Genomic DNA, 24,350 nt, shown 5'->3' with positions numbered 1-24,350 from the left:
ACTTATTTTTACAAATGCATGGTGAAGCATGCATTTATTAAAAAAACCGGCATATTCGGTGGAAAAGCAAAGGATAAAGTTAGAAATATACTCGAAATTTTCTCAGTAGCAAGTGCTTTTTACTGGTATCCCCACTCTCAAAAAGTCGGAAGGGAAAGAAATTATTTGCATTTATACAGTGCTGCAAATTTGCTTATTTTTTACGCAGAAAAACTATACTTGCCAGTCTCGGCAACTGACTAAATTTTGTTCACGTTTTTCTCGATTTCTCCATGGCAACATCATTTTATTGACAAATCACTCTCTTGCTAAAATACCTAGTGGTCTTATGCTGGTCATAAGAAAAAAAATTTTCAATATCACTGATTAATTTGAAAAAAAATGAAAAAACCCGGACAAGTCCGGGTTTTTATCTACCTGTATCTATTGAGCAAATCAATATTTATAGGCAGCAGTGACGTAGAAGGTACGACCGAGTGGATCGGTATAACGACCATCGTAACCAACCTGATTACCACCACCGGTATTACGGATAGTGAATGGTGGATCAACGTTGAACAGATTGCGGATACCACCAGTGATCGTCAGGTTTTTAATGACTTTGGCTTGCAACTGATAATCTATGGTCGTGTAGTTGCTGACATCGCGGTTCATGTCTACATAACCACCGACTGTACCATCAGTATTGACGGCACGGACATAACCGTCGCCAGCAGCTGCCACTTTGTCATGATAACCAGAACGGTAGTTCATGGTCAGGCTATGAGTGTATTGATCAGACACTTTCAAAGAAGTCACCAATCTGGAGATGATACGGAAAGTCACATCATCATACGAGTCAAAACGACCTATGCTGCTTTCTTTGGCTGCACCTGGCACATCTTTCTCGGCAGTCAGCATATAAGTACCAGACCAGTTCACGTTCAGTTTGCCTATCGGCGTTGCTGTCTTGAACGTTGCATCCCAGTCCACGCCGGAATAACGCGAGCTGGCCAGATTGACCGGGCTGCGGTTAGCCACCAGAACTTTGGACTTCTGGATAGGATCGTAATACAGAGAGATGTATTGATCAGCCAGAGTCGGTGTCGTGAAAATCAAATCCTGAGACAATTTCTGGATCTGGTTTTTCAGTTTCACATCCCACCAATCCAGGCCCAGGGACAAGCTGCTGACAGGCTCAAAACGGAAGCCCAGTGCAGCTTGTTTTGATTCTTCCGCTTTCAGCGCATCGGCACCTGTACTTGGATTACCTTTTTTCAGCAAGCCATATTCAGCAGTACCACGGCAATAAGCAAAGCGAGGATCTGTTGCCTTAGTGATAGGGCATGGGAAAAAATTCGACGAGCCGTCATTTTTCAAAGGATCGGAAATATCGTTCAGGGTAGGAGCCTTGAAACCTGTGCCGTAAGAACCACGCAACATCAGACTCTGGATAGGCTGATAACGTGCTGACAATTTATAGGTTGCCTTGGAAACGGAGATACCCTGGGTGCCTGGTTGTGAGGCATTGCCACTGACGTCATAACTGACATTTTCTTTTTTGACGGCATCATAGCTGTCATAGCGCAAAGCGGCTGTGACATCCATATTCTTGATGACCGGCATCAGCAATTCACCAAAGGCACCCCAGCTCTTGCGGGAAGCATCCAAAGCCTGAGAACCTGTGGAACCACCGATAATGACATCAGTCCAGGCAGGATGTTGCGGCCCCGGGCCTTGCACCAGTTCACTAGGCGCGTCATTGAAAGACTGCTTGGTCATATCCGCACCCAGACCCAATTGCGCCTTGCCACCGGTCATCTCAAACAGTTCTTTGGAGGCATGTGCACTCAGGACATCAATCTTGGATTTGGTAACGCTGAGATTTTCTTGCAATACTGCGGGAGCCAGTATGGAACCGGCATTTTGATTGATGATGTAAGGGTTATAGGCACCCGACTTGACCAGGGCATCAAACCGATTGGCACTCATGTAACCGGAGACTGCATCATCTTTTTCTGTGTTTTCGGAATGAGTGTAGCTGGCGCTCAAATCCCAGCCCAGGTAGTTACTGTCCAAACCCAGCACCAGATGACGGGCTTCAGTTTTGTAATCATCAGCACGACCGCCTGCATCACGCGCACGGAAATAGAAGAAGGCGTCAGTCACATCGGCAGGATTAATACCTTGTCCTGCCAGCAGTGGCACGACCGACTTGTTATAGGCACCGATATAATTCGGATTGATGACTTTCTGACCTGTCACCGGATCCGTGCTGAAAGTCGTCAAAGGCTGGGCAGGAGCCGCATAGCGTGCCTTGTTGGAGAAATTGGACATGACCAATTCACCAAACAAGGTGGTGTCCTTGCCTATTTTCAAATTGCCGGAAGCAAAGAAACTGTCGCGTTTCAGTTCTGGCAACAATTGCACGGTCGATGCATAATCATAGCGGCATACGCCACCACGTTCGAAAGTGTTAGGGCCATTACATTTGCCACTATTGACCAGGTCAGGCGAGAAAGTCGCGTTATTACCCTTGGAATCATAGATATCGGCATTGGCAGGTATGGAGTTGATACTGGTTTGCCAGGTGGCAAACATCTTGCCATCTTTCATGAACTTTTGGACGCCAGAATTTGCAAAACTGCGCTGATTGGCTTCCAGCGGTTTTTGTTCATCATGGCTATAGGCGAACAAGACGTTAAAGCCATCTTTTTCAGGATCACCAAAGCCCTTGGAAATGGAGAAGTTGCCACTACGGCCACCGCTTTGTTGTGGGCTGGTCAGTGTCGCTTCTACGTTCAGGTCAGTCTGGTTCTTTTTCAAAATGAAGTTGACGACACCAGCGATGGCATCTGAACCATACAGCGTGGACGCGCCATCCGTCAAAATTTCTACTCGCTCGACTGCGGACAAAGGAATGCTGCCCAAATTGACAGCACTGCCTGTGCCGTATGGTGCCATACGGCGACCATTCAGCAATACCAGGGTGTAGTCGGTACCTATCGCATGGATGGAGGCAGACTGACGGCCACCACCACCACCATTGACGGACGTGGACGCCGTGATAAAGCCTTGCATGGCAGGGAGGGCAGCGACCAAGTCGGCCACATTATTCGCACCACTTTGTTCTATGTCTTTACGGCTCAGGGTTTGCACCGGCAATGCGCCTTCTTGTGCAATTCGTTTGATCGAAGAACCGGTAATTTCCACTTTTTGCACTGCGTCTTGCGACATTGCTGGTTGTGCCAGCAAACCCGCACCGACCGCAAAACCACCTACAAACATCAGGCGTACTGATCGGGCCAACATTTTTTCTACCATGACTAAACCCCCAAAAATGATACTTATGAGCGATGTCTACCCAGGCAAGATCCCGGTGGATAACCAGAACCCCCTATTTGCCTGGAGTAGCCAGATTTTTTATGTAGAACTTTTCCTCCGGCTAAAACAAAAGAGTCAGTACTTATGCTTGTCTGTGAAGCTTTGATACATTTCTCTTGGATTTTTTGCTTTGCCGAAAAAAAATCTCCCTTTTCATGGAACCATTTGAAAACTTTGCTGTCAAGACTGGCTTGTTATATTTCCCGAATGGAATTAAGTAAAATTAGTTATACTATTAATATTGATTTTGAGTGCATGAAATTAGGCAATATGATCTGTTGCTAAATTACGTCGGCTTACAATATTTATATTTAATTTAGTTATTTTTTACTTATAAGAATTTATATGCCATTAAATGCATATTTTCTGTATAAAAATTGGAGGATTTTGAAGCAGATGCGGATCTGAAAATATCCGGGCAACCCTGTTTTCAGTATCTGAAATTTGCATGTATAAATTTACATTTAATGCTGGCGGACTGTCTCAGTATTCTATTTCCTGCCAGAATTATAGAGTGCCTGACTCAAAATTCTGAGCTGTCTCTTGTGAACAACAACGCACGTGCAGCTTTAAAGAATAAATTGTTTGAATAATATTTTTTCAAAGCCCCATCTGATCGCTGCAATAAACCAGCCCTCGGCAAGCTTGCGCTACCTGTGCATCTTGTAAACTGGTCCTGGTAATGCGCTGACAAGCGTACAAAAGCGGATATCGTTCAAGAATTCTGCCACCCAGCCCTGGCCTGACTGCATCGTCAGCACAACCGCGCTTGTCGCCTTCAACGATACGTTCTATAACTTGGGAGTCAGGCACAGCTTTCAACGACGGAACCATACTCTGGCGTAGCTAGGGCACTAACATAGTGAGTCCAGACTCTCGTGTGTATGGACAGGAGCATCGCTTGCGATCCAGGCTGGAAACAGCGAATACACACCACGTCATCTACCACTAAGCAATACACGAAATAAAAAACCCCCGCAAGCGCAAGCTTGCGGGGGTTTTTTTGCACCACACCAAATTAGAACTTATGGTTGTACTGTACAGAGAGGCGCACAGAGCGTGGTGCTGTGTACGCTGTTTCCTGACCAGCTGTAGGGCTGACTGCATTACCTGCAGCAGTCACGTTATAGCCTTCGTCAATACGCTCAGCAACTTGCGCATTGAAGACGTTCAGGATATCTACCTTCAAGAGTACGCCTTTGATCTGACTTGGCTTGTACATGAAGTTCAGATCCAGACGTTTATCCCATGGCAATTTGCCTGCGGCACCACGACCATTAGGAATACCAGCCGGGCACAGATAGAATACTGAACCATATTGCGACAAGCCCAGACCTTCCTGATCCATTGCAGATGGAATGTTGCAAGTCAGTGATTTTGGACGTCCAGAAGCTACCAGGACATTGCCACCAACTGCAAACTCGGAATTGATCTCATACAGACCATAAGCCTTGAACTGATGGGTACGGTCATTTGGCAACAAGCCGCTGCTGTTCAACATCGCTTCCGGGAAATCCCACAAGGAACTGTTACCCACGTCGGATTGACCATTGTCAGACTTGGTCAATCCTTCCTGGTTACCTTCTGTACGCGACCAGGTATAGTTGAATTTACCATACCAGCTATTGCGCATTGGGTGTTCCAGCATGAATTCCAGCGCAGTGTATTCACGTTTCGCGGCTTCTGGGAAACCAGCATCTGCGGCCGTAATCGTCACAGCACGTTGCTTGCCACCACCGATAGGCACGATGAAAGTATTGTCCTGGCCTGGGTTGAACAGAGCACCGCCCCAGCCATTGTCTTGCAAATACTTGGCATCGACCGGACCCAGTTTTTTCCAGATTGGACGTGGATCAGAATAATCATCAATGGTGTTTTTCAGCTTGCGATAAGTGAACTTGACGCCACCATTGAATTCAGGTGTCAGTGCCTTTTCGAAACCGAAATTCAGCTCATCCTGATAGTGAGCCTTCAGATTGGTGGCCGACAATTCATTGGCAACTTTATCCTGACCGAATTCAGCATTGGCAGAGAGAACGCCACTGATTGCGTTCAAGCCTTGCGGAGCACCAGTCTTAGGATCAACGCCTGTGTAAGTGTAGAACTTATCTGTATTCAAAGAAGCACCGGCAAAGCGGACTGCCAGGTTAGTTGGCAATGCCAGGTGATAACGACCAGCAGTACCAAAGACTTTCAGGGAACCATCACCATTCACATCCCAGGTTGCTGCCAGACGTGGTGCGATCAGATTTTTTTGCTCAACGAAGACTTCACCGATACCGTTCAAATTGGAGAAAGCTTCATTACGCAAGCCCAGAGTCACCAGAACATCTTTGGTGACCTGATAGCGATCTTCTATGTAAAAAGCTGATTGCTTGACAGCAGGTGTCAAACCACCAGAAACTTTGTTTTCACGCACATAGTAACCACCTGCTCCCAGGCCACCACCAGCTGCCGGGGAAATATTATGACCAGACAAGACTGCATTAGGATCCGTGGCACGCAAGTATATCCATTGACCACCACCAGCTGCGATCGTACCCATGTTGGCATTGATCTTGTTGTAATCCAGACCGCCGCGAACAGTGTGTTCCTTGTTCAGCTTGTACTCGATATCAACACGGTAGCCTTTGTTTTGATCGCCAGAACCGTCACGCAAGAGAGAACCGGTGAAATTTTGCGGATTGGTTGGCGTATAGTTGACACCAGGTGCACGGTTAGCTTCTGCCGCAGTGATAGGATACACGTTGGGAAGGTAACCAAATGGATCTTGTTTGCGGTCTGTTTTCGCTTGGCCGATCAAGGCCAGCACGGTCAAGTCATTGGTCAGATAACCCGTGTATTTCAGGATATCGATATTGGCACCTTGTGGTGCTGACAAAGCCGCACCGTTGGCATTGAGGCCAATAATACCGGAAGCATAGTTCTTGAATGTCGCACCACCATTCTGGACATAACCACGTTGTTTTGTCGCATAGTCAAAACCAAAGTACTTGTCTTCAACTTTGGATTCATCACCTATGCGGGTGTATTCCAGACGATGGTCATCTGTGATGTTCCAATCGACTTTGGCGATGTAACGTGGCACTTCAGATTTTTGTTCCAGCCAGCCCACTTTTGCATTGGTGGTGTTACTGACAGTCTGACGTGCAGTTTGTCTGTCAGTCTGGTTCAGTTCAGCACCAAGGTAGATGAACAATTTATCTTTGATGATAGGACCGCTGACAGAGGCGTTATAAATCTTTTCATTGACTATGTCACCAGATTTGTAATTCCAGATTGTGCCATCGGTTGCTGCATTACGTGCTGCACCAGTGTTTGGAAACAGGATATCTTTTGGTGTCGCGCGCAGAGAATTAGGTGCATAAGTAAAGCCAGCATTCACTTCCCAGTTATTGGTACCGCTCTTGGTGATGATATTGACCACACCGCCAGTAGAACGACCAAACTCGGCACCGTAGCCACCGGTAATCACCTGGGCTTCAGCAATGGAACCAAAAGGCAGGGATGAGTAGCCAACTTGATACAGGCTGCTAGTGACTGGGAAACCATTGATGTAGGCAGCATTTTCTGCCGAGCTGGATCCACCGAAGCTGGCCGCATTATTACCGAAGCGGGAATCACCACGGGTGGTGCCGCCAGCCAGTTGAACGATATTCGCGATTGCAGGCGCGATAGGCAAAACTGCCAGTTCTTTGGCCGTAAATGAACTGCCAGAATTGGAAGTCTTGACATCAATTGCCTTGGCACGCTGGGTAATTTGCACTACCTGTACGCCGAAAGTCGCTTCGCTGTCCTGGCCAATACGGACTTCGATGTCCTGCGTGCCAACGACATTGCTACCTTCCAGCAAAGATACTTTGTAGTTACCTGTAGGTACTGAAGTCAGACGAAATTGACCATTGGCATCTGGGGTGACAACGCGTTTGACACCATTATCCACGCCGACCACGGAGACGCTGGTATTCGCCTTCGTCGTGACCCTGCCTGAAATCGTACCAGTTGTGTTTGATTGCGCCATTACGTCGGCTTGATAGCCAACTGTCATTACACCAGCACCAAACGCGAGCATCAGCGCGCGGGCAACCAGTGTCTTTTTAAATACTAAACTATTTTTCGACATGTGTTTTCCTAAGTATTTTTCCAATGCAACACAACACGGAATTTGCCTTCAACTCACTTATCCCGTGCCACTTCTCCCTGCCAGCTTAGCGATGCGACGTGAAATGAGGGACGGCATCTGGCTGCATCTCTTTTAGCCATCACTCTCAAATCTATTTTTGTTATCCATTGCTAATGCACATTACAAATATTCTCTGTCGAAGAAATTTTCATACTGGATTCAGATTTCATGAAAATTGCATCAAATTTGAGCAATTCCCACTAAAACAATATGTAAATTTTCCTATCAAAAAATACTCGTATTGCATGGAACCATTTGCAATAAGTGAAGTCAAGATTGTTTTTTTAATACTTTCAATCGAATTTCACCCATTTTTTTGAGTTGGATTAATTCTAAAAAAACACTTTTTCAAACCCAAGATTGAAGCGCCATTAATTCTTTATTGTCATGATTAAAATACAGAATTATCGATTTAATTCACTCCAGACTGGCTCTCGCAAAATTTTATTGCAGCGTATTTCAGTTGCAAGAATGATTATTTGTGTTTTTTTGGAAATTAAATACTGAAAAATCAATACCTGCAATAAAATATTTTGTTTTTATTGCATTATTCCATTGAAAAATTTCGACTATTTCGCGCCACGTTCCAGCGTCTGCGGCTGCTGAAAAACCTCTATAATTTTTTAAGCATGAGATTTTTTGTATCTTTAAAGAGACAAAGCTCATGTATCCTGGAAGTCGTCCTGTTTGCACTCCTGATTCTTTTTTCGGGTGACGGATAGTTGATGTGGAACAAAAAATGGGACAAAAAAACCCCCATAAGCATGCTTACGGGGGTTTTTAGTTTCAAACTATCCTGAAATCACAAAGGCAAGATTTTCGTTGCCCTTGTATCAAGTTCTTCAGGTTTTGCCATCACAACATCACATTAGAATGTATAACGTGCACCAAGATTGATGTAACGTCCAACTGCTCCGGCTTGATGCAAGGATGGGTTGTAATTGATGCGACCATAAGTCTGGACATCAAGTGGTGCCATCTTGTCGAACAGATTAGTGATCGATGCTGTGAACTCCAGGTTTTTAGACATTTTCCATTTGCCAAAGATGTCTACTGTTGTGAAGGCAGCAATGCGGCAACCGAAGTAAGGCTTGCCATCGGTGTCAGTATCCAGGCAGTCACCACCAATTTGATTGGTGTCGCTGATGCTGGATACATAATTGACATTACCGTTGAATGTCCAGGGACCACGTTCCCAACCCAGGCTGTAGCTGACTTTAGTACGTGGTGTACCGCCGTTGGCAGACAAGTTGGTATCACCATGTGTACCTGCATATTCAAAAACAGTACCTGCAGCATCAACCTTGGTGAATTTGTCTATGTAAGTCACTACCAGACCGGTATTGATCTTGCCATTTGCACCCAGGTCATACTTGTAGCGCATGTCCAGGTCCAGACCGGAAGTGGTTGTCTTACCTGCATTCTGGTAAGGCGCTTTCACCAACAGGATAGGACCAACCAGGCCAGGGAAATCGGTTGTTGCTTCACCACGAACGATTTGTGCGTCCGGGAAACCTTTTGGATTATTAACAATCGCACTCGGGTCAGAGCTGCTGATTTCGCCATCGCGGACAATTTTCCACCAATCCAGGGAAACACTGAAGTTCTTGACAGGTTCTACAACCAAACCAAGGCTATAGCTCTTGGAAGTTTCTGGCTTGATGTTTTTGTTACCAAGAGTGACGGCACCAACACTTGGTGAAGAACAATCCGCAGTCAATTTTGTTACCGGGCAACGAATTGGATCACTGCCGATCTGTGTATAGGCAGCAACCGCACTATCCCCATTCTCTGCTGCGCTAGGAGCACGGAAACCTTCTGCATAAGTACCACGGAAGGCTACAGTATTGGTAGGCGTGAATTTGAAACCCAGTTTTGGCGTGGTAGAACGACCGTAATCAGAATATTTATCGGTACGGACTGCTGCCTGGAATTCCAGGGACTTCAGCACAGGAATAGCCAGCTCGGTGTACAGCGCCGAGACATTGCGAGAACCTTTGGAAGCAGAATAGCCGAGACCAGCGATATCACTATCGATCGTATAAGGAGTAGCGTCACTATTGGTGTCTTCTTTACGATATTCGGCACCGATCGCGATACCCAGGGCACCACCTGGCAATTGCATTAATTCACGAGTAGCTTTGAAGTCGACAGAAGTGCTCTTGGTCACGCCAGAGTTATACAAGGTTGGCGACACCAGGGCCAGCACCTCAGGCTTGTTGACCACGTTTTGACCAATACGGAAACTGCCATTGGCCATTGCTGTTTTCAAGGCAGATTGACGATAGTAACCATTTTGGGTCCTGTCAGTTTTACTTTCTGCATACAGGAAACCAGCGTCATAGTCCCATTCAGCCACTGTGCCTTTCACACCTGCCAGGAAACGGGTAACTGTCGTTTCCAGGTCGGAAGTGCGTGGACGCGCTGCATCTGCCCAACGCGGACGCGCACGTGCATCAGCATAAGGATTGTCAGGATGGCCGATAGGCAGCAGCAACTGATCTGGACCAGTGCTGGTATTGTAGACGCGGGAATGCAGAAGATCGAAACCTGGTCCGGTCAATGCAGATGGTGTAGTCAGGGTTTTTGCCCTGTTTTTGAACAAGCCCAGTTCTGTATAAGCAGTAGTCTGGTCATTGATGGCAAACGTGGCACGGCCGTACAGATTGAGATTATCTGTTTCTGGTTGTATCGCCTGATACTGGATAGGATCCCACAAGCAACCGCCACCTGCATTATCGTAATTGTTGCCGCCTAGAGGGTCGAGGTTTTTAGGATCACAGGTCCCTTTCAATTGCTGGATACCACGGCCTGGAATCGCAGCGCCAGTAGCACTTACCGGACGTACTGTGCCCAGGAAGGTTGTACCACCACCATTACCGCCTGTGATGAAACCAGCACGTTGATCACGGCCACCCCATGGACGCGCATCAGCCTGGCCCAGATAGTCATCACGGTCTTTGGACCAGATGGCTTCTTGTTTCTTGGCATCAATCGTCAAAAATACATTGTACTTATCTTGTTGCAGATTACCAAAACCGATGGCTGCAGAAGCGCTGCTAACGCGACCGTCACCACGGGAGGACTGGCCGATATTGGCAGAAACGGATTGACCTACATAGTTTTGACGCAAGATAACGTTCACCACGCCAGCGATAGCGTCGGAACCGTAAATCGCCGAAGCGCCATCTTTCAGGATTTCTATGCGATCAACTGCATCCAGTGGGATGGAATTTAAATCAACAAAGCTGCGTTGACCGTCATCACCAAAACCATAAGGTGCGGTACGGCGACCATTGATCAGCACCAGCGTGGAGCTGACGCTCAAGCCACGCAGGGAAACGCCGGAAGCACTACCAGCAAAACCATTCGTGGAGGAACCGCTGATACTGCCGTTGTTATCTGCAGAGATACTACGGACTACGTCAGCGATGGAAGTCTTGCCTGTTTGTTCTATGTCTTTACGGCTCAAAACCTGAGTCGTTGCAACACCTTCAGTTTCAGTACGTTTGATACTGGAACCGGTAATTTCAACTTTCTGTACACCTTCCTGGGCGAAAGTTGGCTGGGCCAGCATGCCCACGCCCAACAACAAGCCACTAGAACAGATCAGTCTTACTGATCTTGAAATCTTTTTCTCTTTTATCACTATACGCTCCAATACTTATATGTTCTTAACAAAATTTGTGACAAGCAAAGAATCTTTGCCTAACCGCCAAACAAAAATGTAAATTTATTTTCTTATGACAGTAAATTATGAAAATTTTATTTCTAAATTTCACTGCAGCATGAAAGCATTTAAGAGATTCTATTGTCAATATAGATAGAATGCTTGCTACAAAAAAACAACACAACCGTGCTCTTATAGGGGAGGCGCGTAGCAATGCGTGGTGTTCAGACTAGTTGATCATGTAGGAAGTTCCACAAAAATATAAATTTCTTTGTAGAAACATTTCTTAAATATCATTTTTTAAGAAAGAATTGCTTTATAAGTAATATTTACTAAAGAGAATTATATTACTTATAGATGCACTGAATTTGTGCACAGGTGGATGATGGAGTCACTTGGCCAAATGCGGTTTATGGGGATTTACGCAAAATTGCCTCTACCAGGCTAGCGCTTTAGGCGGCATATTTACAGGGAATGTTTGTTACGCTGGTGGACAATATATATTGCCCAAAAACCTGACTACACTGCAGCGAAGAAAGCAGTACTTTAGTATCGCTTGCTCAATGCGGGAGCTTGCAGCGCAGCTGTGACGGTTTTTTGCGCAAGTGCGGTTTATGTCGGAGATAAAAAAAGTATATGTCCTGCGATAAAAACTGCGCGTATAAAACAAAAAACCCCGGCGCACCGGGGTTTTTTGTTTTACCTGCATGAGGTATTTTATTTTGCAGAGGCCTCAGCAGAAGCTGCAGCCGGAGCCTTGACTTCAGGCTCCTTGAATTTCGCACCGCCTGCGTTGGCCATGTGAACCACGGCACGGGCGACTTCTATATCATCCAGATCAGGGTTACCACCTTTGGCGGGCATGGCGCGCAAGCCGCCAATAGCATTGGCAACTACCTTGTCATAGCCTTGTGCAATACGAGGACCCCAGGCGGCGGCATCACCGAATTTTGGCGCGCCTGCTGCGCCACTATCATGACAAGCTGCACAGATGGTTTTATACACTGTTTCACCAGACTGCAAGGTTTTCGGGCCACTGGCATCCTTGAAATTAAAACCCTGATCAGCAACCGGGCTGATACGTGCAGCAACGGCCTCGCTTGTCAGGGCAGAAGAACCTGCGCCGACTTTTTTGTCATTCGATACAAACTGTACCAGCAAAACAATGACGATAATGGGGACCAGGAATCCGGCGAGAACAGCAACGATAAGTTGCTTAGGGGTCTTGATAGCTGATTCGTGTTCGTCGTGCGCGTCGCTCATGGTTTCCTCAATGCAAATAAATTAGGTACAGAAAATCTTCAGTCTATGCAACTCAGCAACTTATCACCACAAGTGCTAAAGCTTGGGATTATAGTGCGAAAGCGCCATGTATGGAATGAAAAGCAGGCTGTACGGGCCAAGAATAAAGAAAATCTACCCGCATTAACGACAATTTCCTCGCTTTCTAACACGAGGTCAGCATGAAATTAGGTTAAAATGTTGCCCTTGCATTACTTCTGTATCACTTATGCATATCTATGCATAATCCCACGCGCCAGTAGCTCAGTTGGATAGAGTACAGCCCTCCGAAGGCTGGGGTCGCACGTTCGATTCGTGTCTGGCGCGCCAAGTTTTCCTTGTCTACGATTCATCTGCTATTAGCTTCCTTCATCTGTTGCCAGAAGTTGGCTCGGCTAGTCTGAAGCCCCTCCTCTGTAGTTATCTATTTTGCAAGTATTTTTGAATTGAACCAGAATTTATTTTCCATGGTCAAAGCCTCGCTATTGATACTCAGGCTCACTGTTAGTTATTTCCTTGATTTATTTCCCTGATTTATTTCTGCCATTTGTGTTCACCAATTTGTATTCACCTCATCCATAAAGGTCGCTACATGAAATCATCGCGCATGCCACTCAGTTGCTTAAGCCTGTCACTGGCCCTGGCTTTTACTGGCCTGGTCCATATCCCTATTGCCGTCGCGGCAGAAAACCTGACGGCAACCAGGACGGCCCTGCCCGCAGGTATACAGTTGCTACGACAGGTTGAGGGCATCGATGAATACCAGGTGGCAAATGGCATGCGCGTTTTACTGGTGCAGGATGCCAGCAAACCAACGACAACGGTCAACATCACTTACCGCGTAGGCTCACGCCATGAAAATTATGGTGAAACCGGCATGGCACATTTGCTGGAACACTTGATGTTCAAGGGCAGTAAAGCCCACCCACGCCTGTGGGAAGAAATGTCACAACGCGGCGTGCAATTCAATGGCACGACCACGCTGGACCGCACCAATTATTATGAAACCTTTGCCGCCAGGCCTGAGACCCTGGCCTGGGCCATCAGCATGGAAGCTGATCGCATGGTCAATTCACGCATCTCAGGCGAAGACTTGAAGACCGAGTTTTCTGTCGTGCGCAATGAGATGGAAAAAAATGAGAATTCCGGTACCAGTATCCTTGTGCAGCGCATCCTGTCCAGCGCCCATCAATGGCATAACTATGGCAAGGACACCATAGGCGCACGTACCGACGTAGAGAACGTCAATATCCCGCACCTGCAAGCCTTCTGGCGTAAATACTACCAGCCTGACAATGCCACCCTGATCGTGGCAGGCGCCTTTGATAGCAAGCAGGCGCTGCAACTGATTGCCAGCCAGTTTGGCAAAATCCCCAAACCCAAACGTGTACTGGAAACCACGTATACTTTAGACCCTGCACAAGATGGCGAGCGTGATGTCATCGTCCGTCGCGTGGGTGATTCACAAGCTGTCGCTGCCTTGTATCACACCATGCCAGCCGCCCACCCGGATTATGCAGCAACGGAAGCACTGGCGTTGATATTGGGAGATACGCCAAATGGTCGTCTCTACAAGGCCCTGGTGGAAACCAAGAAAGCGGCCGATGTCTTTCCCTGGGCCGCTAATCTGGAAGAGCCTGGTTTCCTGATACTGGGAGTCAATTTGCGGACTGAGCAAAACTTGCAAGAAGCCAGGAAGATATTGCTCGACACCATAGAAAGCTTTGACAAATCACCAGTAACAGAAGCTGAACTGGTACGCGCCAAGGCCAGGCTTGATTCAGACATTGCCCAGGTTTTCAATGACCCGGAAAAGTTTGCTGTATCTCTTTCTGATAACATTGCCGCGGGCGACTGGCGTTTGTTTTTGCTGTTCCGCGACCGCGTCAAGGCACTCAAGGCAGAGGATGTACAAAGAGTTGCCACTACCTGGCTAAAATCCAGTAACCGCACCTCAGGCAGCTTTATCCCGACTGAAAAACCGGACCGCTCACCAGCACCAGCCAAGGTAGCAGTTGATGAGCAGATCAAGCAATTCAAACCTGGAACAGCCGTCGCGCAGGCAGAAAATTTCTTAGCCTCTGCCGACAATATCGACAAACGTACTGTCACAGGCGCACTCAGCAATGGCATGAAGTATGCGCTGTTGCCTAAAACTACCCGCGGCAATACTGTTGTGTTGTCCATGCATATCAACCTGGGTGATGAAAACAGTTTGAAAGGCAAAGCCGGTGCTGCCGAGCTGGCCGCTGCCATGCTCAGCCGCGGTACAGAAAAACTCAGCCACCAGCAATTTACGGAAGAACTGGACAAGCTCAAAGCCAAGCTGCAAATCAATGGCAATGCGACGATGGCCAATATCCAGGTAGAAACCATACGCGACAGTCTGCCACGCGTACTGGAACTGCTGCGCGATTCCCTGCGCCAGCCCGCTTTCAATGAAGCGGAATTCACACAACTGCTGAATTCACAACTGGCACAACTGGAAGAGTCACGCAAAGAACCGCAATCAGTCGCCGTCGATACTGGCAGAAAAGCCCAAAACATTTACTCCAGCGATGACCCGCGCTACTACCGCAGCATTGATGAACAAATTGCTTACCTGAAAACGGCGAAACTAGCCGATGCCAAGGCATTCTGGAAAGAATTCTATGGCGCCAATCAGCCAGGCCAGGCGCAAATTGCCGTAGTAGGTGAATTTGATGCCAATAAAGTAAAAGCCGAATTGCAGGCTGCCTTTGGCGACTGGAATACGCAGAAAAAATTCACCCGCCTTGCCCGACCTTATCAGGCCACCAAGGCAGATGACAAGCAAATCATTACACCGGACAAGGCAAACGCCTTCTTCTATGCCGGCATGCAACTGCCGCTGGGCATCAAACACCCTGATTACCCTGCGCTGGTCCTGGGTAACTACCTGCTGGGTGGTAGCGCCAACTCACGCATACTGAACCGCATCCGTCAAAAAGATGGTGTCAGCTATGGTGGTGGTTCCGGTTTCAATGCCTCTGCCCTGGATGAAGTCGCTCATTTTTCCGTAAGCGCTATTTATGCACCACAAAACCGTGCCAAGCTGGAAACCGGCATACGCGAAGAAATCACCCGCGTCCTGAGCGAAGGCTACACACAGGCAGAACTGGAAGATGGCAAGAAAAGCCTGATCCAGCAATACCAGCTCGAACGCAGCCAGGACGCCGTATTGGCACCAACACTTGCGAACAATCTCGAGCTTGGCCGCAATATGCAATACCGCGCTGAATTAGAGAAAAAGATACAGGCACTGACCGTGGCACAGGTAAAAGAAGCCATGGCCAGACACCTGGGGTATGAAAAAACCGTGCGGGTGTTCGCAGGCGATTTCAAATAATGAGTTTTGGCAGTTTTTAAGAAATGGGCTTGTACTTCATTCTGTGCAAGCCCTATTACTTCTCCTGATTGCTCATGATGCTTAAAACAACCACCGAAGCTTACCAATTGCTATCACGACTTGGTGCATCAGAACGCCTGCTGACCCATGTCAAACTGGTCGGAGAAGCAGCGGAAATACTGATTTCAAAGTTTGAAAACATGGACTTGCAATTCGATGCAAATCTGATACGCCTTGGTGTCGCCATCCATGACGCCGGAAAAATCCTGCACCCCAATGAATTAGACGGCCCGGGTTCCCTGCATGAGCCTGCCGGTGAAAAAATGCTGCTGGATCATGGGGTACAAAAAATAGTTGCCCGGTGTTGCATCACCCATGCACAATGGCAACATGGTGACTTGAGCCTGGAAGAATTATCTGTCGCTGCTGCCGACAAATTATGGAAAGGTAAGCGCGAGGCGGAACTGGAACTCAAACTCATCGAGACTATTGCGATACAAAAACAAGTTGATCAGTGGGATATGTTTACCGCGCTGGATGATGTATTTGAGGCAATCGCCGCAGATGGCACTGAAAGATTACAACGCAGCAGTCATGTAACTATCTCTTAAAATTGCTTCCGCCTACTTGCGCTACACTCAGTTTTTACTAACGCTAGTCCCTATGCTATGAGTGCCCGGTTTTTTCGCTCACTTGTGATCATTGCCAGCTGCCTGCCAGGAGTGTCGTCTCTGGCTGCCGACAGGCCTGCCATGCAACTGGCCTCGCTGGAATGGGCGCCCTATGTAGGCTCACATCTGCCAGATGAAGGACTGACGTCTGTCATTGTCAAGGCGGCAGCTTTACAGGCGGGAATGGATACCCATATCAGTTACACACCCTGGAGCCGCGCCGTGCAACTGGGCCAGAATGATCCCTCTTACGCTGGCTACTTTCCTGCCTTTTATTTAAAGGAGAGGGAAAAAACCTGTTATTTTTCAGCTCCTTTAGGCAATAGCATCATCGGCCTGGCGGCTTTAAAAGAGCGTCATTTCGACTGGAAAGCTTATGCAGATCTGAAGGGCCTGACCATAGGAGTGGTACAAGACTATGCCAATGGCGAGGAATTTGATGCCCAGGTTAAAAAAGAACAGTTGAAACTTGATGTGGCACCTTCAGACATCAGCAACTTACGCAAACTGATAGCAGGGCGGGTCGACCTGGTCGTCATCAGCAAGGATGTCTTGCGTCAATTGCTGATCACGGAAAGCAGCCTGAAGAACAGTCAGGAAAGCATCATTATCCACCCCAAAGAAGTCATCAATTTCTCCTTGCACATTTGCTTCCAGCGCAATGAGCGTGGCTTGAAATATCAACAACTCATCAACCCCTATCTGGAAAAACTCAATCTCAGGAAAATTGAAAACCTGTATTTCCAGCAAATGCAAAATACCCAGCCCTGACAGCCCACTAGGTTTCATCAAACAAACTACCCTGGCTGACCTGACGTTCATTGCGGACATCCGCCTCTCGCACCAGGGCACTGGCCCTGACACCTAACAGGCGAAACCGGTTTTCCAAGGCCACTCTGCGCAGACATTCACCAGCCGTCCTGCGTATGATGGCAGGATCAGCTGTCGCCACAGGAATGGTGATGTCACGTGTAGAGATACGAAAATCCGTGTAACGGATCTTGATACCTACGGTTTTACAGCGATAGCCCTTAACTGTTAAGTCCCTCGCCAGGCGCGTACAGAGATCGGTAAAAATATCTGTCAAAACCGCCCTGTCATGAACGGCATGCAGGTCACGGTCAAATGTGGTTTCTCTGCTGATGACCTTGGGTTCTGACTCGGTGGAAATCTCTCTGTCATCAATACCACGCGCCGCATTGTAGAGCCAGCCAGCATAATTGCTGCCGAAAGTGGTTTGCAGCAAACCCAGGTCTGCACTTGCCAGTTCACCAACCGTATTGATACCCAGGCTCGCCAGGCGCTCAGTTGATTTTGGGCCTATGCCATTGACTTTTTTCACGGCCAAGGGCCATATCCGTGTTGGCACATCTTCCATATCCAGGATGGTCAGGCCATCAGGCTTCTCCAGATCAGAGCCTATCTTTGCCAGCAACTTGTTGGGTGCCACACAAATCGAGCAGGTCAGACCCGTCGACTCAAAGACTGCCTGTTTCAAACTGCTGGCCAGGGCGCGTGTTTCTTGCGGGTGCTCGCTCAGGTCGAGATAGATTTCATCGATGCCACGGTTTTCAATTTTTGGGGCAATCTTGCCTACTGCTTCTTTAAACAGCCGGGAGTAGTGACGATAGGATTCAAAATCCGTCGGTAGCAAAAAGACATCCGGTGCCAGTTTCGCAGCCTTCATGATGCCCATGGCAGAAAAGATACCCAGTGCCCGCGCTGCATAAGTCGACGTGGTTGCGACGCCACGGCCAACATAGTCTTTTATCCTAGAAAACTCATGCGTGCCATCGCCTTTGGGTATGGGGCGGTGCGCGGAGCCGCCACCTATCAGTACCGCCTGCCCCCGCAGTTCGGGATATCGCAACAGCTCAACAGATGCATAAAAAGCATCCATGTCCAAATGGGCAATGCGGCGTTGTTTATTATTCATAGCAATTAAAAATCGCCTGGAAATACATCACTTGGCAGCGTGGCTGCATCGCACTTTTCTGTCGCTGGGTAAGAGCAATCACTGCCCCTATCGATAATTTTTTCAAAAAAAGTCCTGGCAAGCTCATATGCTTATACGCTAATCCCTTATTTTATCCCGAAACCGACATATAACTGAATATACATACAGCAAAATTGATTTTAGCCACAACAAGGAATTACAGCCAGATGCAGTTTGCGCTAAGATAGACCGATACTGCATTTCCTGCTTTTTTCCCTGAATTTTCTGACGGAACGATGATGAAAAAACTGCTTTCCCTTATTTTTGCATTCAGTCTGCTTACAGGTATCAGTCCGGCCAGCGCTGCCACGCCACAAGCCTATGATGAAGCGGCGGATGCCCAGGCTGTTGTCAATAAGGCCCTGGCAGATGCAAAAAAAACAGATAAAAAAGTCCTGGTGATTTTTGGTGCCAACTGGTGCAAGGATTGTCTGGAGCTGGATAAATCCATGCATGGCAAGAATGAACCTCTGCTAGCCAGCAAGTTCATCACTGTGAAGGTGAATGTAGGGCAGTTTGATAAAAACAAGGAATTGGTCGATTTATATGGCAACCCCACCAAGAAAGGCATACCAGCGGCGGTATTGCTGAGACCGGATAACACGGTCTTGTATGCATCCAAGGGCGGTGAATTGTCGAATGCGCGCAAGATGAGTGAACAAGGGGTGTACGACTTCTTTGATGAAATCACCGCACTGTACCGCTAAGCATACAAAATGAACAAGCATGTCTGAAGATCCTGCCATGTCTGCCAAGCTCACTTCGGAAGTAACCGAGCTGGCAGCTTTACAGCACAGCCATGCCTTGTTATCGAATTTTTCACGCTGTCTGCCGGGCATGTTTTATCAATTCCGGCGCTATCCTGATGGCCGTTTTTGCCTGCCCTATGCCAGCGATGCGGTAGTCGCATTTTTTGGCGTCCAGCCTGAGCAATTACGTGAAGATGCCAGCTTCATGTTTGCCAAAGTCCATCCCGAAGACTTGCCCAAGATGATAGTCGCCGTGCGCAAGTCCTTCGCCGAGCTCAGTCCCTGGCATCAGGAATACCGCATCGTTTCTCCTGGCCAGCAAGATCGCTGGGTAGTCGGCGACGCCACCCCTGAACAACTCGATGATGGCAGTGTGCTCTGGCATGGTTTTCTCAGTGACAATACCGAGCGCAAACTGACCGAACAAAAATTGCAGGCGGCCGAGCGCCAGCGTCGCCTGGTCATGAAAGCATCAAACCAGGGTTTGTATGACATCAATCTGCAAACGGGTGAAGGTAGTTTCAGCCCCGAGTATTTGCAGATGCTGGGCTATGAACCGGGTGACTTCAGTACCCCCCAACAATTCTGGGATTATTTCTGGGGTACGGGCGTGCATCCAGATGATGTCCCGCATCTCAAGCACGCCTATAAAAATCATGCCACCACCCAGGGCAATGCCGATTACCATGCCGAGTTCAGGCAAAGAAACCGCGCGGGTGAATGGCGCTGGATCATGTCCCTAGGCAGCATCGTCGAGTGGGATAGCAAGGGCAAGCCCTTGCGCATGGTGGGCACACACATCGATATCACCGAGCGCAAGCAAACCGAGGAAATGCTCAGGCATAACCAGGAGCTGCTGGAAGCCAACAAGAACCGCTATAAGGAATTGGCCAGGGAACTGGAAATCCTCATCACCAATGCGCCGGTAGGTATCATGTTTGTCAGCGACGGCCTCATTGTCAGGGCCAACAAGGCATTGGCAGAACTATGCCGCTTCCCCGATGCGCAGGCCATGATAGGGGTGCAGACCACCTTCCTGTATCAGGGACCGGAAGATTATCAAGCCTTTAGCGCCCAGGTCGTGCCAGGCTTGCAGGCCGACGAGCTGGTTGAGCTGGAATGGCAATTGCGCCGCTACAATGGCGAGCCCTTCACTGGCCGCGTGGCGGGACGCTCTTTGCCGACGGAAAGCTATGTCCGTGGCGCAGTCTGGATGATAGAAGATGTCACCGAACAAAGAATGACCCTGGATGCCTTGCGTACCAGTGAGCAACGCCTGCAAAGACTGATGAATTCCAGTCTGATCGGCATTATCCAGGGCAATGAGTCTGGCCAGATACTCGATGTGAACGATGTATTTACTCAATTCAGCGGCTACAATCGAGATTACCTGCTGACACATGCCAGTGTCTGGGACACCCTGTTGTCATCGCAGGATTTGAAAATCTGCCAGCAGGCGTATAAGGAATTGATACAGACCGGCACCACAGCGCCTTTCGAAATCATGTTGCAGCAAGGAGAAAATGTCGGTGTACCTATTCTGGTAGGCCTTAGCCATCTGGAAAACTCCGAGCGTGACTGGGTGGCCTTTGCCATGGATATCAGCGACAGGCTGCGCATGAATCGCTTGAAAACAGAATTCATTTCTGTCGTCAGCCATGAATTGCGCACACCGCTGACGTCTATCCGTGGTTCACTAAGCCTGCTGGAGTCTGGCGTCAGTGGCGTCTTGCCCAGACAGGCCGAGCACCTGATACGCATCGCCCACAATAACAGCAAGCGCCTCATTACCCTGGTCAATGATATTCTCGACATGGACAAGCTGGCCAGCGGCAAGATGATCTTCAAATCAGAAGCCGTGGACCTGGTGGCCCTGGTCAAGAGTTCGCTGGAATCGAATATGGCTTATGCGGCCTCGCTCAAGGTAGGCCTGCAACTGGAACAGCATCCCAGACAAGCGTGGATACTGGCCGACCACGACAGGCTCATGCAAGTCATGGCCAATCTGATCTCCAATGCCGCCAAGTTTTCCAAAGAGGGTGACGCCGTCGTCCTGCGCATCGTCAGTACAGAATCGCGTTACCGCGTAGAAGTCAGTGACCTGGGTGCAGGCATCGCCCCTGAATTTCAAGAACATTTGTTTGAACCCTTCACCCAGGCCGACGGTACCGATACCCGGCAAAAAGGCGGCACCGGCCTGGGCTTGTCCATTACCAAGGCCATGCTGGAAAAAATGCATGGGCAGATCGGTTTTAACAGCGCACCGGGAGAGGGGACAACTTTCTGGTTCGAGTTTGATGTTTATCGCTGAGCAATTCTGCTCTCATACTGCTGTCTGAATTGTGCGGGTGTCAGATTCACTGCCCGCTTGAATGCACGACGAAAGCTGCGACTGTCCGAATAGAGTAATTGACCGGCAATATCCTCAAGAGCAAGCTCAGTATTGCGCAGCAAATGCCTGGCTCTTTCCATGCGCAGGCTTTCTGCAATCTGGAAGTAAGAACAGCCTTCGCGCGCCAGCAGGCGATGCAGCGAACGCTCGCTGATATCCAGCACCTGTGCCAGTTCAGGCACGCTATGGAACTCACATTGCAGGCTGACCAGCTGGTGTAGCAGGCTTTGTTTACCCGTCAAACCGACTGCTGCCAGTTCTGCATCACAACGCATTTTACTGTCGGCAGCCAGCCCGGGATCAGGATTGATCAACAAGGTGGCGAGTACATTATTGCTGACGATGACACGACTGGCATCAGCGCCATAAATGACGGGACAGCCAAAAAAATCCTCTGCAACAGCGCGGCTGGCCCTGCTATTGCCGCGCAACTCCACTCTTTCTATTTGCAGTGCAGGACCACACAGGGCGCGGCTGACATTGATGGCCGTTGCCAGGTGATCAGCATCCAGAAAATCCTGCAACTCACTGTCATCAAACAAAGGACGGGCTGTCAGCACCGAGCTGTGTGTGCCCTGTTCCAGTTGCAATTGCACCATGGCACCAGCAATCAACTGGTATTCCAGGCCAAAATGCATGGCTTCCGCCAGGCTTGCCTGAGCCAGCATGCCACTGGCCATGGCACCCAGTTCCGGCAGGGATTTGCGGGCGCCGGACAAGATGCCCAGGTCTGCGCCACCCTGATGGCGCGCCCTCAGCAAACTCTCGCGCGCCTGGGTATAGCTGATGCGCACATCGTCGGGCGCCCGTCCATCCGCATCCAGACCTAGTGCCGGGAATATCTCTTGCAGACGCCAGTTGCGCTCGCGACCTATCGCCAGCAAACCCGAAAATGGGTGCGCCGGGAAAACTGCATCCTGTACTGAGAGTACCTTGTTGTTCATCTGCACCTTGGCTGCGACGTGGCAGGATTTGTCCTTACTTTACCGAGTCTGAAGATTTACTATCTTAAGCTACACCGGAACACAAAATTCGGCAATACTAGAGAAATTAACAATACTAAAGAGACAACATGACAACTACACCCGACTACATCGTCGTCGGTGGCGGTTCCGGCGCTTGTGCCGTGGCTGGCCGCCTGACGGAAGACCCTAATCTGCATGTGACCATACTGGAATCCGGTGGCAAGGGGGATAGCTGGGTAGTCAATACCCCAGCGGGGGTGGTGGCGATGTTGCCGACCAAGCTGAACAACTGGGCTTTTGAAACCCTGCCGCAGCCCGGCCTGAATGGCAGGCGTGGTTATCAGCCGCGTGGCAAGATGCTGGGTGGCTCATCAGGCATCAATGCCATGGTGTATATCCGTGGTCACAGGCAAGACTATGATCAGTGGGCAGCCCTGGGCAATACCGGCTGGTCTTTTGATGAAGTCTTGCCTTACTTTAAAAAGTCAGAAAACAACCAGACCCATGGCGGCCATTATCATGGTCAGTCTGGCCCCCTGCATGTCAGTGAATTGCGCAGCGATAACCCCTTTCAGCAAATTTACCTGGAAGCGGCCCGTCAGGCTGGCTTCAATATCAATACTGATTTCAATGGCGAAGAACAGGAAGGCGTGGGTATTTACCAGGTCACCCAGCACAATGGTGAACGCTGGACTGCCGCCCGTGGCTATCTGCACCCGCATCTGGGCAAGCGCAATAATCTGCAAGTGGAAACTGGCTGCCATGTGACGCGCATCCTGTTTGAAGGCAAGCGCGCCATTGGTGTTGAATACCATCAGGGCGGGCAAACCAAGACCCTGAAAGCGGGCAAGGAAGTCTTGCTGGCAGCCGGTGCTTTCCAGACCCCGCAATTGCTGATGTTGTCTGGCGTGGGGGATGGCAAGGCCTTGCAAGCCATGGGCATACCAGTCGTGCACGATTTGCCAGGCGTAGGCCAGAATTTGCAAGACCATCCGGACTTTGTTTTTAAATACCGCGCCAAGAGCCTGGATTTGCTGGGCGTCTCCGCCGGTGGCAGTGTGCGCATGGTGAGGGAATTCTGGCGTTATCAAAAACAACGCCGCGGCTTGCTGACTTCCAATGGTGCTGAAGGTGGCGGCTTTTTGAAAACTGATCCCAGCCTGAGCGCGCCCGACATACAACTGCATTTTGTCCTGGCCATGCTGGATGACCATGCGCGCAAGCTGCATCTGGGTCATGGCTATTCCTGCCATATGTGTTTGTTGCGCCCCAAGAGCATAGGTGAGGTGACACTGGCCAGCAAAGACCCTCTGGCTGCGCCTCTCATCAACCCACGTTTCCTGGAACACCCGGATGATATAGAAAGCATGGTCAAGGGTTTCAAACTGACGCGCAAACTGATGGATGCACCAGCACTGGTGGCAGCGCGCACCAGCGACTTCCAGACGGCCAATGTGCATACGGATGATGAGATACGCGCCGTCTTGCGCCAGACCAGCGACACCGTGTATCACCCCATAGGCACTTGCAAAATGGGAGTGGATGCCATGGCCGTGGTCGACCCGCAATTACGCGTGCATGGCATGACAGGCTTACGGGTGGTGGATGCCTCCATCATGCCTACCCTGATCGGTGGCAATACCAATGCCCCTACCATGATGATAGGGGAAAAGGCGGCGGATATGATCAGGGCTGCCCTGTAGTTTTACAGTA

13 protein-coding genes and 1 tRNA gene are annotated in these 24,350 nt (G+C 49.0%); 7 read left to right on the top strand and 7 right to left on the bottom strand.

All coding sequences use genetic code 11. From position 1 onward, the window contains the following. Positions 1–435 precede the first annotated feature (435 nt). The 5 genes from ACO0LF_RS06370 to ACO0LF_RS06350 all read right to left on the bottom strand — a co-directional run bounded on the left by ACO0LF_RS06370 (position 436) and on the right by ACO0LF_RS06350 (position 12,479). Positions 436–3,291, bottom strand: a complete 2,856-nt coding sequence (locus ACO0LF_RS06370; protein ID WP_423013045.1) for a TonB-dependent receptor domain-containing protein — start codon at positions 3,289–3,291, stop codon at positions 436–438. A gap of 1,090 nt (positions 3,292–4,381) precedes the next feature. Further along, positions 4,382–7,486 (bottom strand): TonB-dependent receptor, encoded by a 3,105-nt coding sequence (locus tag ACO0LF_RS06365; protein WP_423013043.1) that lies wholly within the window; start codon positions 7,484–7,486, stop codon positions 4,382–4,384. 519 nt (positions 7,487–8,005) lie between these two features. Continuing rightward, positions 8,006–8,212, bottom strand: a complete 207-nt coding sequence (locus tag ACO0LF_RS06360; RefSeq protein WP_423013041.1) for a hypothetical protein — start codon at positions 8,210–8,212, stop codon at positions 8,006–8,008. Between the two features lie 202 nt (positions 8,213–8,414). Continuing rightward, positions 8,415–11,195 carry a TonB-dependent receptor gene (locus tag ACO0LF_RS06355; RefSeq protein ID WP_423013039.1) on the bottom strand — a complete coding sequence of 927 codons (2,781 nt, stop codon included), beginning with the start codon at positions 11,193–11,195 and terminating at the stop codon, positions 8,415–8,417. 738 nt (positions 11,196–11,933) lie between these two features. Next, positions 11,934–12,479 (bottom strand): c-type cytochrome, encoded by a 546-nt coding sequence (locus ACO0LF_RS06350; RefSeq protein ID WP_423013037.1) that lies wholly within the window; start codon positions 12,477–12,479, stop codon positions 11,934–11,936. 271 nt (positions 12,480–12,750) lie between these two features. On the opposite strand from ACO0LF_RS06350, the gene ACO0LF_RS06345 reads away from it, so the two are divergent. From ACO0LF_RS06345 to ACO0LF_RS06330, 4 genes are all read left to right on the top strand, one after another. After that, positions 12,751–12,827: transfer RNA gene (locus tag ACO0LF_RS06345), tRNA-Arg, on the top strand. Positions 12,828–13,089: 262 nt separating this feature from the next. Beyond that, positions 13,090–15,864, top strand: a complete 2,775-nt coding sequence (locus ACO0LF_RS06340) for a M16 family metallopeptidase (protein WP_423013035.1) — start codon at positions 13,090–13,092, stop codon at positions 15,862–15,864. Positions 15,865–15,938: 74 nt separating this feature from the next. After that, complete coding sequence (locus ACO0LF_RS06335; protein ID WP_423013033.1) at positions 15,939–16,475, top strand: HD domain-containing protein; 537 nt, start codon at positions 15,939–15,941, stop codon at positions 16,473–16,475. Between the two features lie 57 nt (positions 16,476–16,532). Next, positions 16,533–17,306 carry a substrate-binding periplasmic protein gene (locus ACO0LF_RS06330; RefSeq protein ID WP_423013031.1) on the top strand — a complete coding sequence of 258 codons (774 nt, stop codon included), beginning with the start codon at positions 16,533–16,535 and terminating at the stop codon, positions 17,304–17,306. 7 nt (positions 17,307–17,313) lie between these two features. Here the strand turns inward: ACO0LF_RS06330 and dinB are convergent, their stop codons facing one another. Next, complete coding sequence (gene dinB, locus ACO0LF_RS06325) at positions 17,314–18,471, bottom strand: DNA polymerase IV (protein WP_423013029.1); 1,158 nt, start codon at positions 18,469–18,471, stop codon at positions 17,314–17,316. A 296-nt stretch (positions 18,472–18,767) separates the two neighbouring features. Here dinB and ACO0LF_RS06320 point away from each other — a divergent pair, with 296 nt between their 5' ends. After that, the gene (locus ACO0LF_RS06320) at positions 18,768–19,238 is read left to right on the top strand and encodes a thioredoxin family protein (protein WP_423013027.1); all 471 of its coding nucleotides are present in this window, start codon (positions 18,768–18,770) and stop codon (positions 19,236–19,238) included. Between the two features lie 19 nt (positions 19,239–19,257). After that, positions 19,258–21,591 carry a PAS domain-containing protein gene (locus tag ACO0LF_RS06315; protein ID WP_423013025.1) on the top strand — a complete coding sequence of 778 codons (2,334 nt, stop codon included), beginning with the start codon at positions 19,258–19,260 and terminating at the stop codon, positions 21,589–21,591. Here the strand turns inward: ACO0LF_RS06315 and ACO0LF_RS06310 are convergent. Next, positions 21,582–22,616, bottom strand: coding sequence for an AraC family transcriptional regulator ligand-binding domain-containing protein (locus tag ACO0LF_RS06310; protein WP_423013023.1), 1,035 nt, complete (start codon positions 22,614–22,616; stop codon positions 21,582–21,584). The genes ACO0LF_RS06315 and ACO0LF_RS06310 overlap by 10 nt on opposite strands. 128 nt (positions 22,617–22,744) lie before the next feature. Between ACO0LF_RS06310 and ACO0LF_RS06305 the strand changes: the two genes are divergently transcribed. Next, positions 22,745–24,340 (top strand): GMC family oxidoreductase, encoded by a 1,596-nt coding sequence (locus tag ACO0LF_RS06305; RefSeq protein ID WP_423013021.1) that lies wholly within the window; start codon positions 22,745–22,747, stop codon positions 24,338–24,340. Positions 24,341–24,350: the final 10 nt, after the last annotated feature.

The organism is Undibacterium sp. Di27W (genome assembly GCF_049340345.1).
In the GTDB taxonomy this organism is placed as follows: Bacteria; Pseudomonadota; Gammaproteobacteria; order Burkholderiales; family Burkholderiaceae_D; genus Undibacterium.
This window is presented reverse-complemented; position numbering and strand designations above follow the sequence as displayed.

Coding starts and splice junctions, on each gene's coding strand:
- ACO0LF_RS06350 (WP_423013037.1), bottom strand. CDS start 12,479: ATGAGCGACGCGCACGACGAACACGAATCAGCTATCAAGACCCCTAAG.
- ACO0LF_RS06305 (WP_423013021.1), top strand. CDS start 22,745: ATGACAACTACACCCGACTACATCGTCGTCGGTGGCGGTTCCGGCGCT.
- dinB (WP_423013029.1), bottom strand. CDS start 18,471: ATGAATAATAAACAACGCCGCATTGCCCATTTGGACATGGATGCTTTT.
- ACO0LF_RS06360 (WP_423013041.1), bottom strand. CDS start 8,212: ATGAGCTTTGTCTCTTTAAAGATACAAAAAATCTCATGCTTAAAAAAT.
- ACO0LF_RS06310 (WP_423013023.1), bottom strand. CDS start 22,616: ATGAACAACAAGGTACTCTCAGTACAGGATGCAGTTTTCCCGGCGCAC.
- ACO0LF_RS06320 (WP_423013027.1), top strand. CDS start 18,768: ATGATGAAAAAACTGCTTTCCCTTATTTTTGCATTCAGTCTGCTTACA.
- ACO0LF_RS06335 (WP_423013033.1), top strand. CDS start 15,939: ATGATGCTTAAAACAACCACCGAAGCTTACCAATTGCTATCACGACTT.
- ACO0LF_RS06315 (WP_423013025.1), top strand. CDS start 19,258: ATGTCTGAAGATCCTGCCATGTCTGCCAAGCTCACTTCGGAAGTAACC.
- ACO0LF_RS06330 (WP_423013031.1), top strand. CDS start 16,533: ATGAGTGCCCGGTTTTTTCGCTCACTTGTGATCATTGCCAGCTGCCTG.
- ACO0LF_RS06370 (WP_423013045.1), bottom strand. CDS start 3,291: ATGTTGGCCCGATCAGTACGCCTGATGTTTGTAGGTGGTTTTGCGGTC.
- ACO0LF_RS06365 (WP_423013043.1), bottom strand. CDS start 7,486: ATGTCGAAAAATAGTTTAGTATTTAAAAAGACACTGGTTGCCCGCGCG.
- ACO0LF_RS06340 (WP_423013035.1), top strand. CDS start 13,090: ATGAAATCATCGCGCATGCCACTCAGTTGCTTAAGCCTGTCACTGGCC.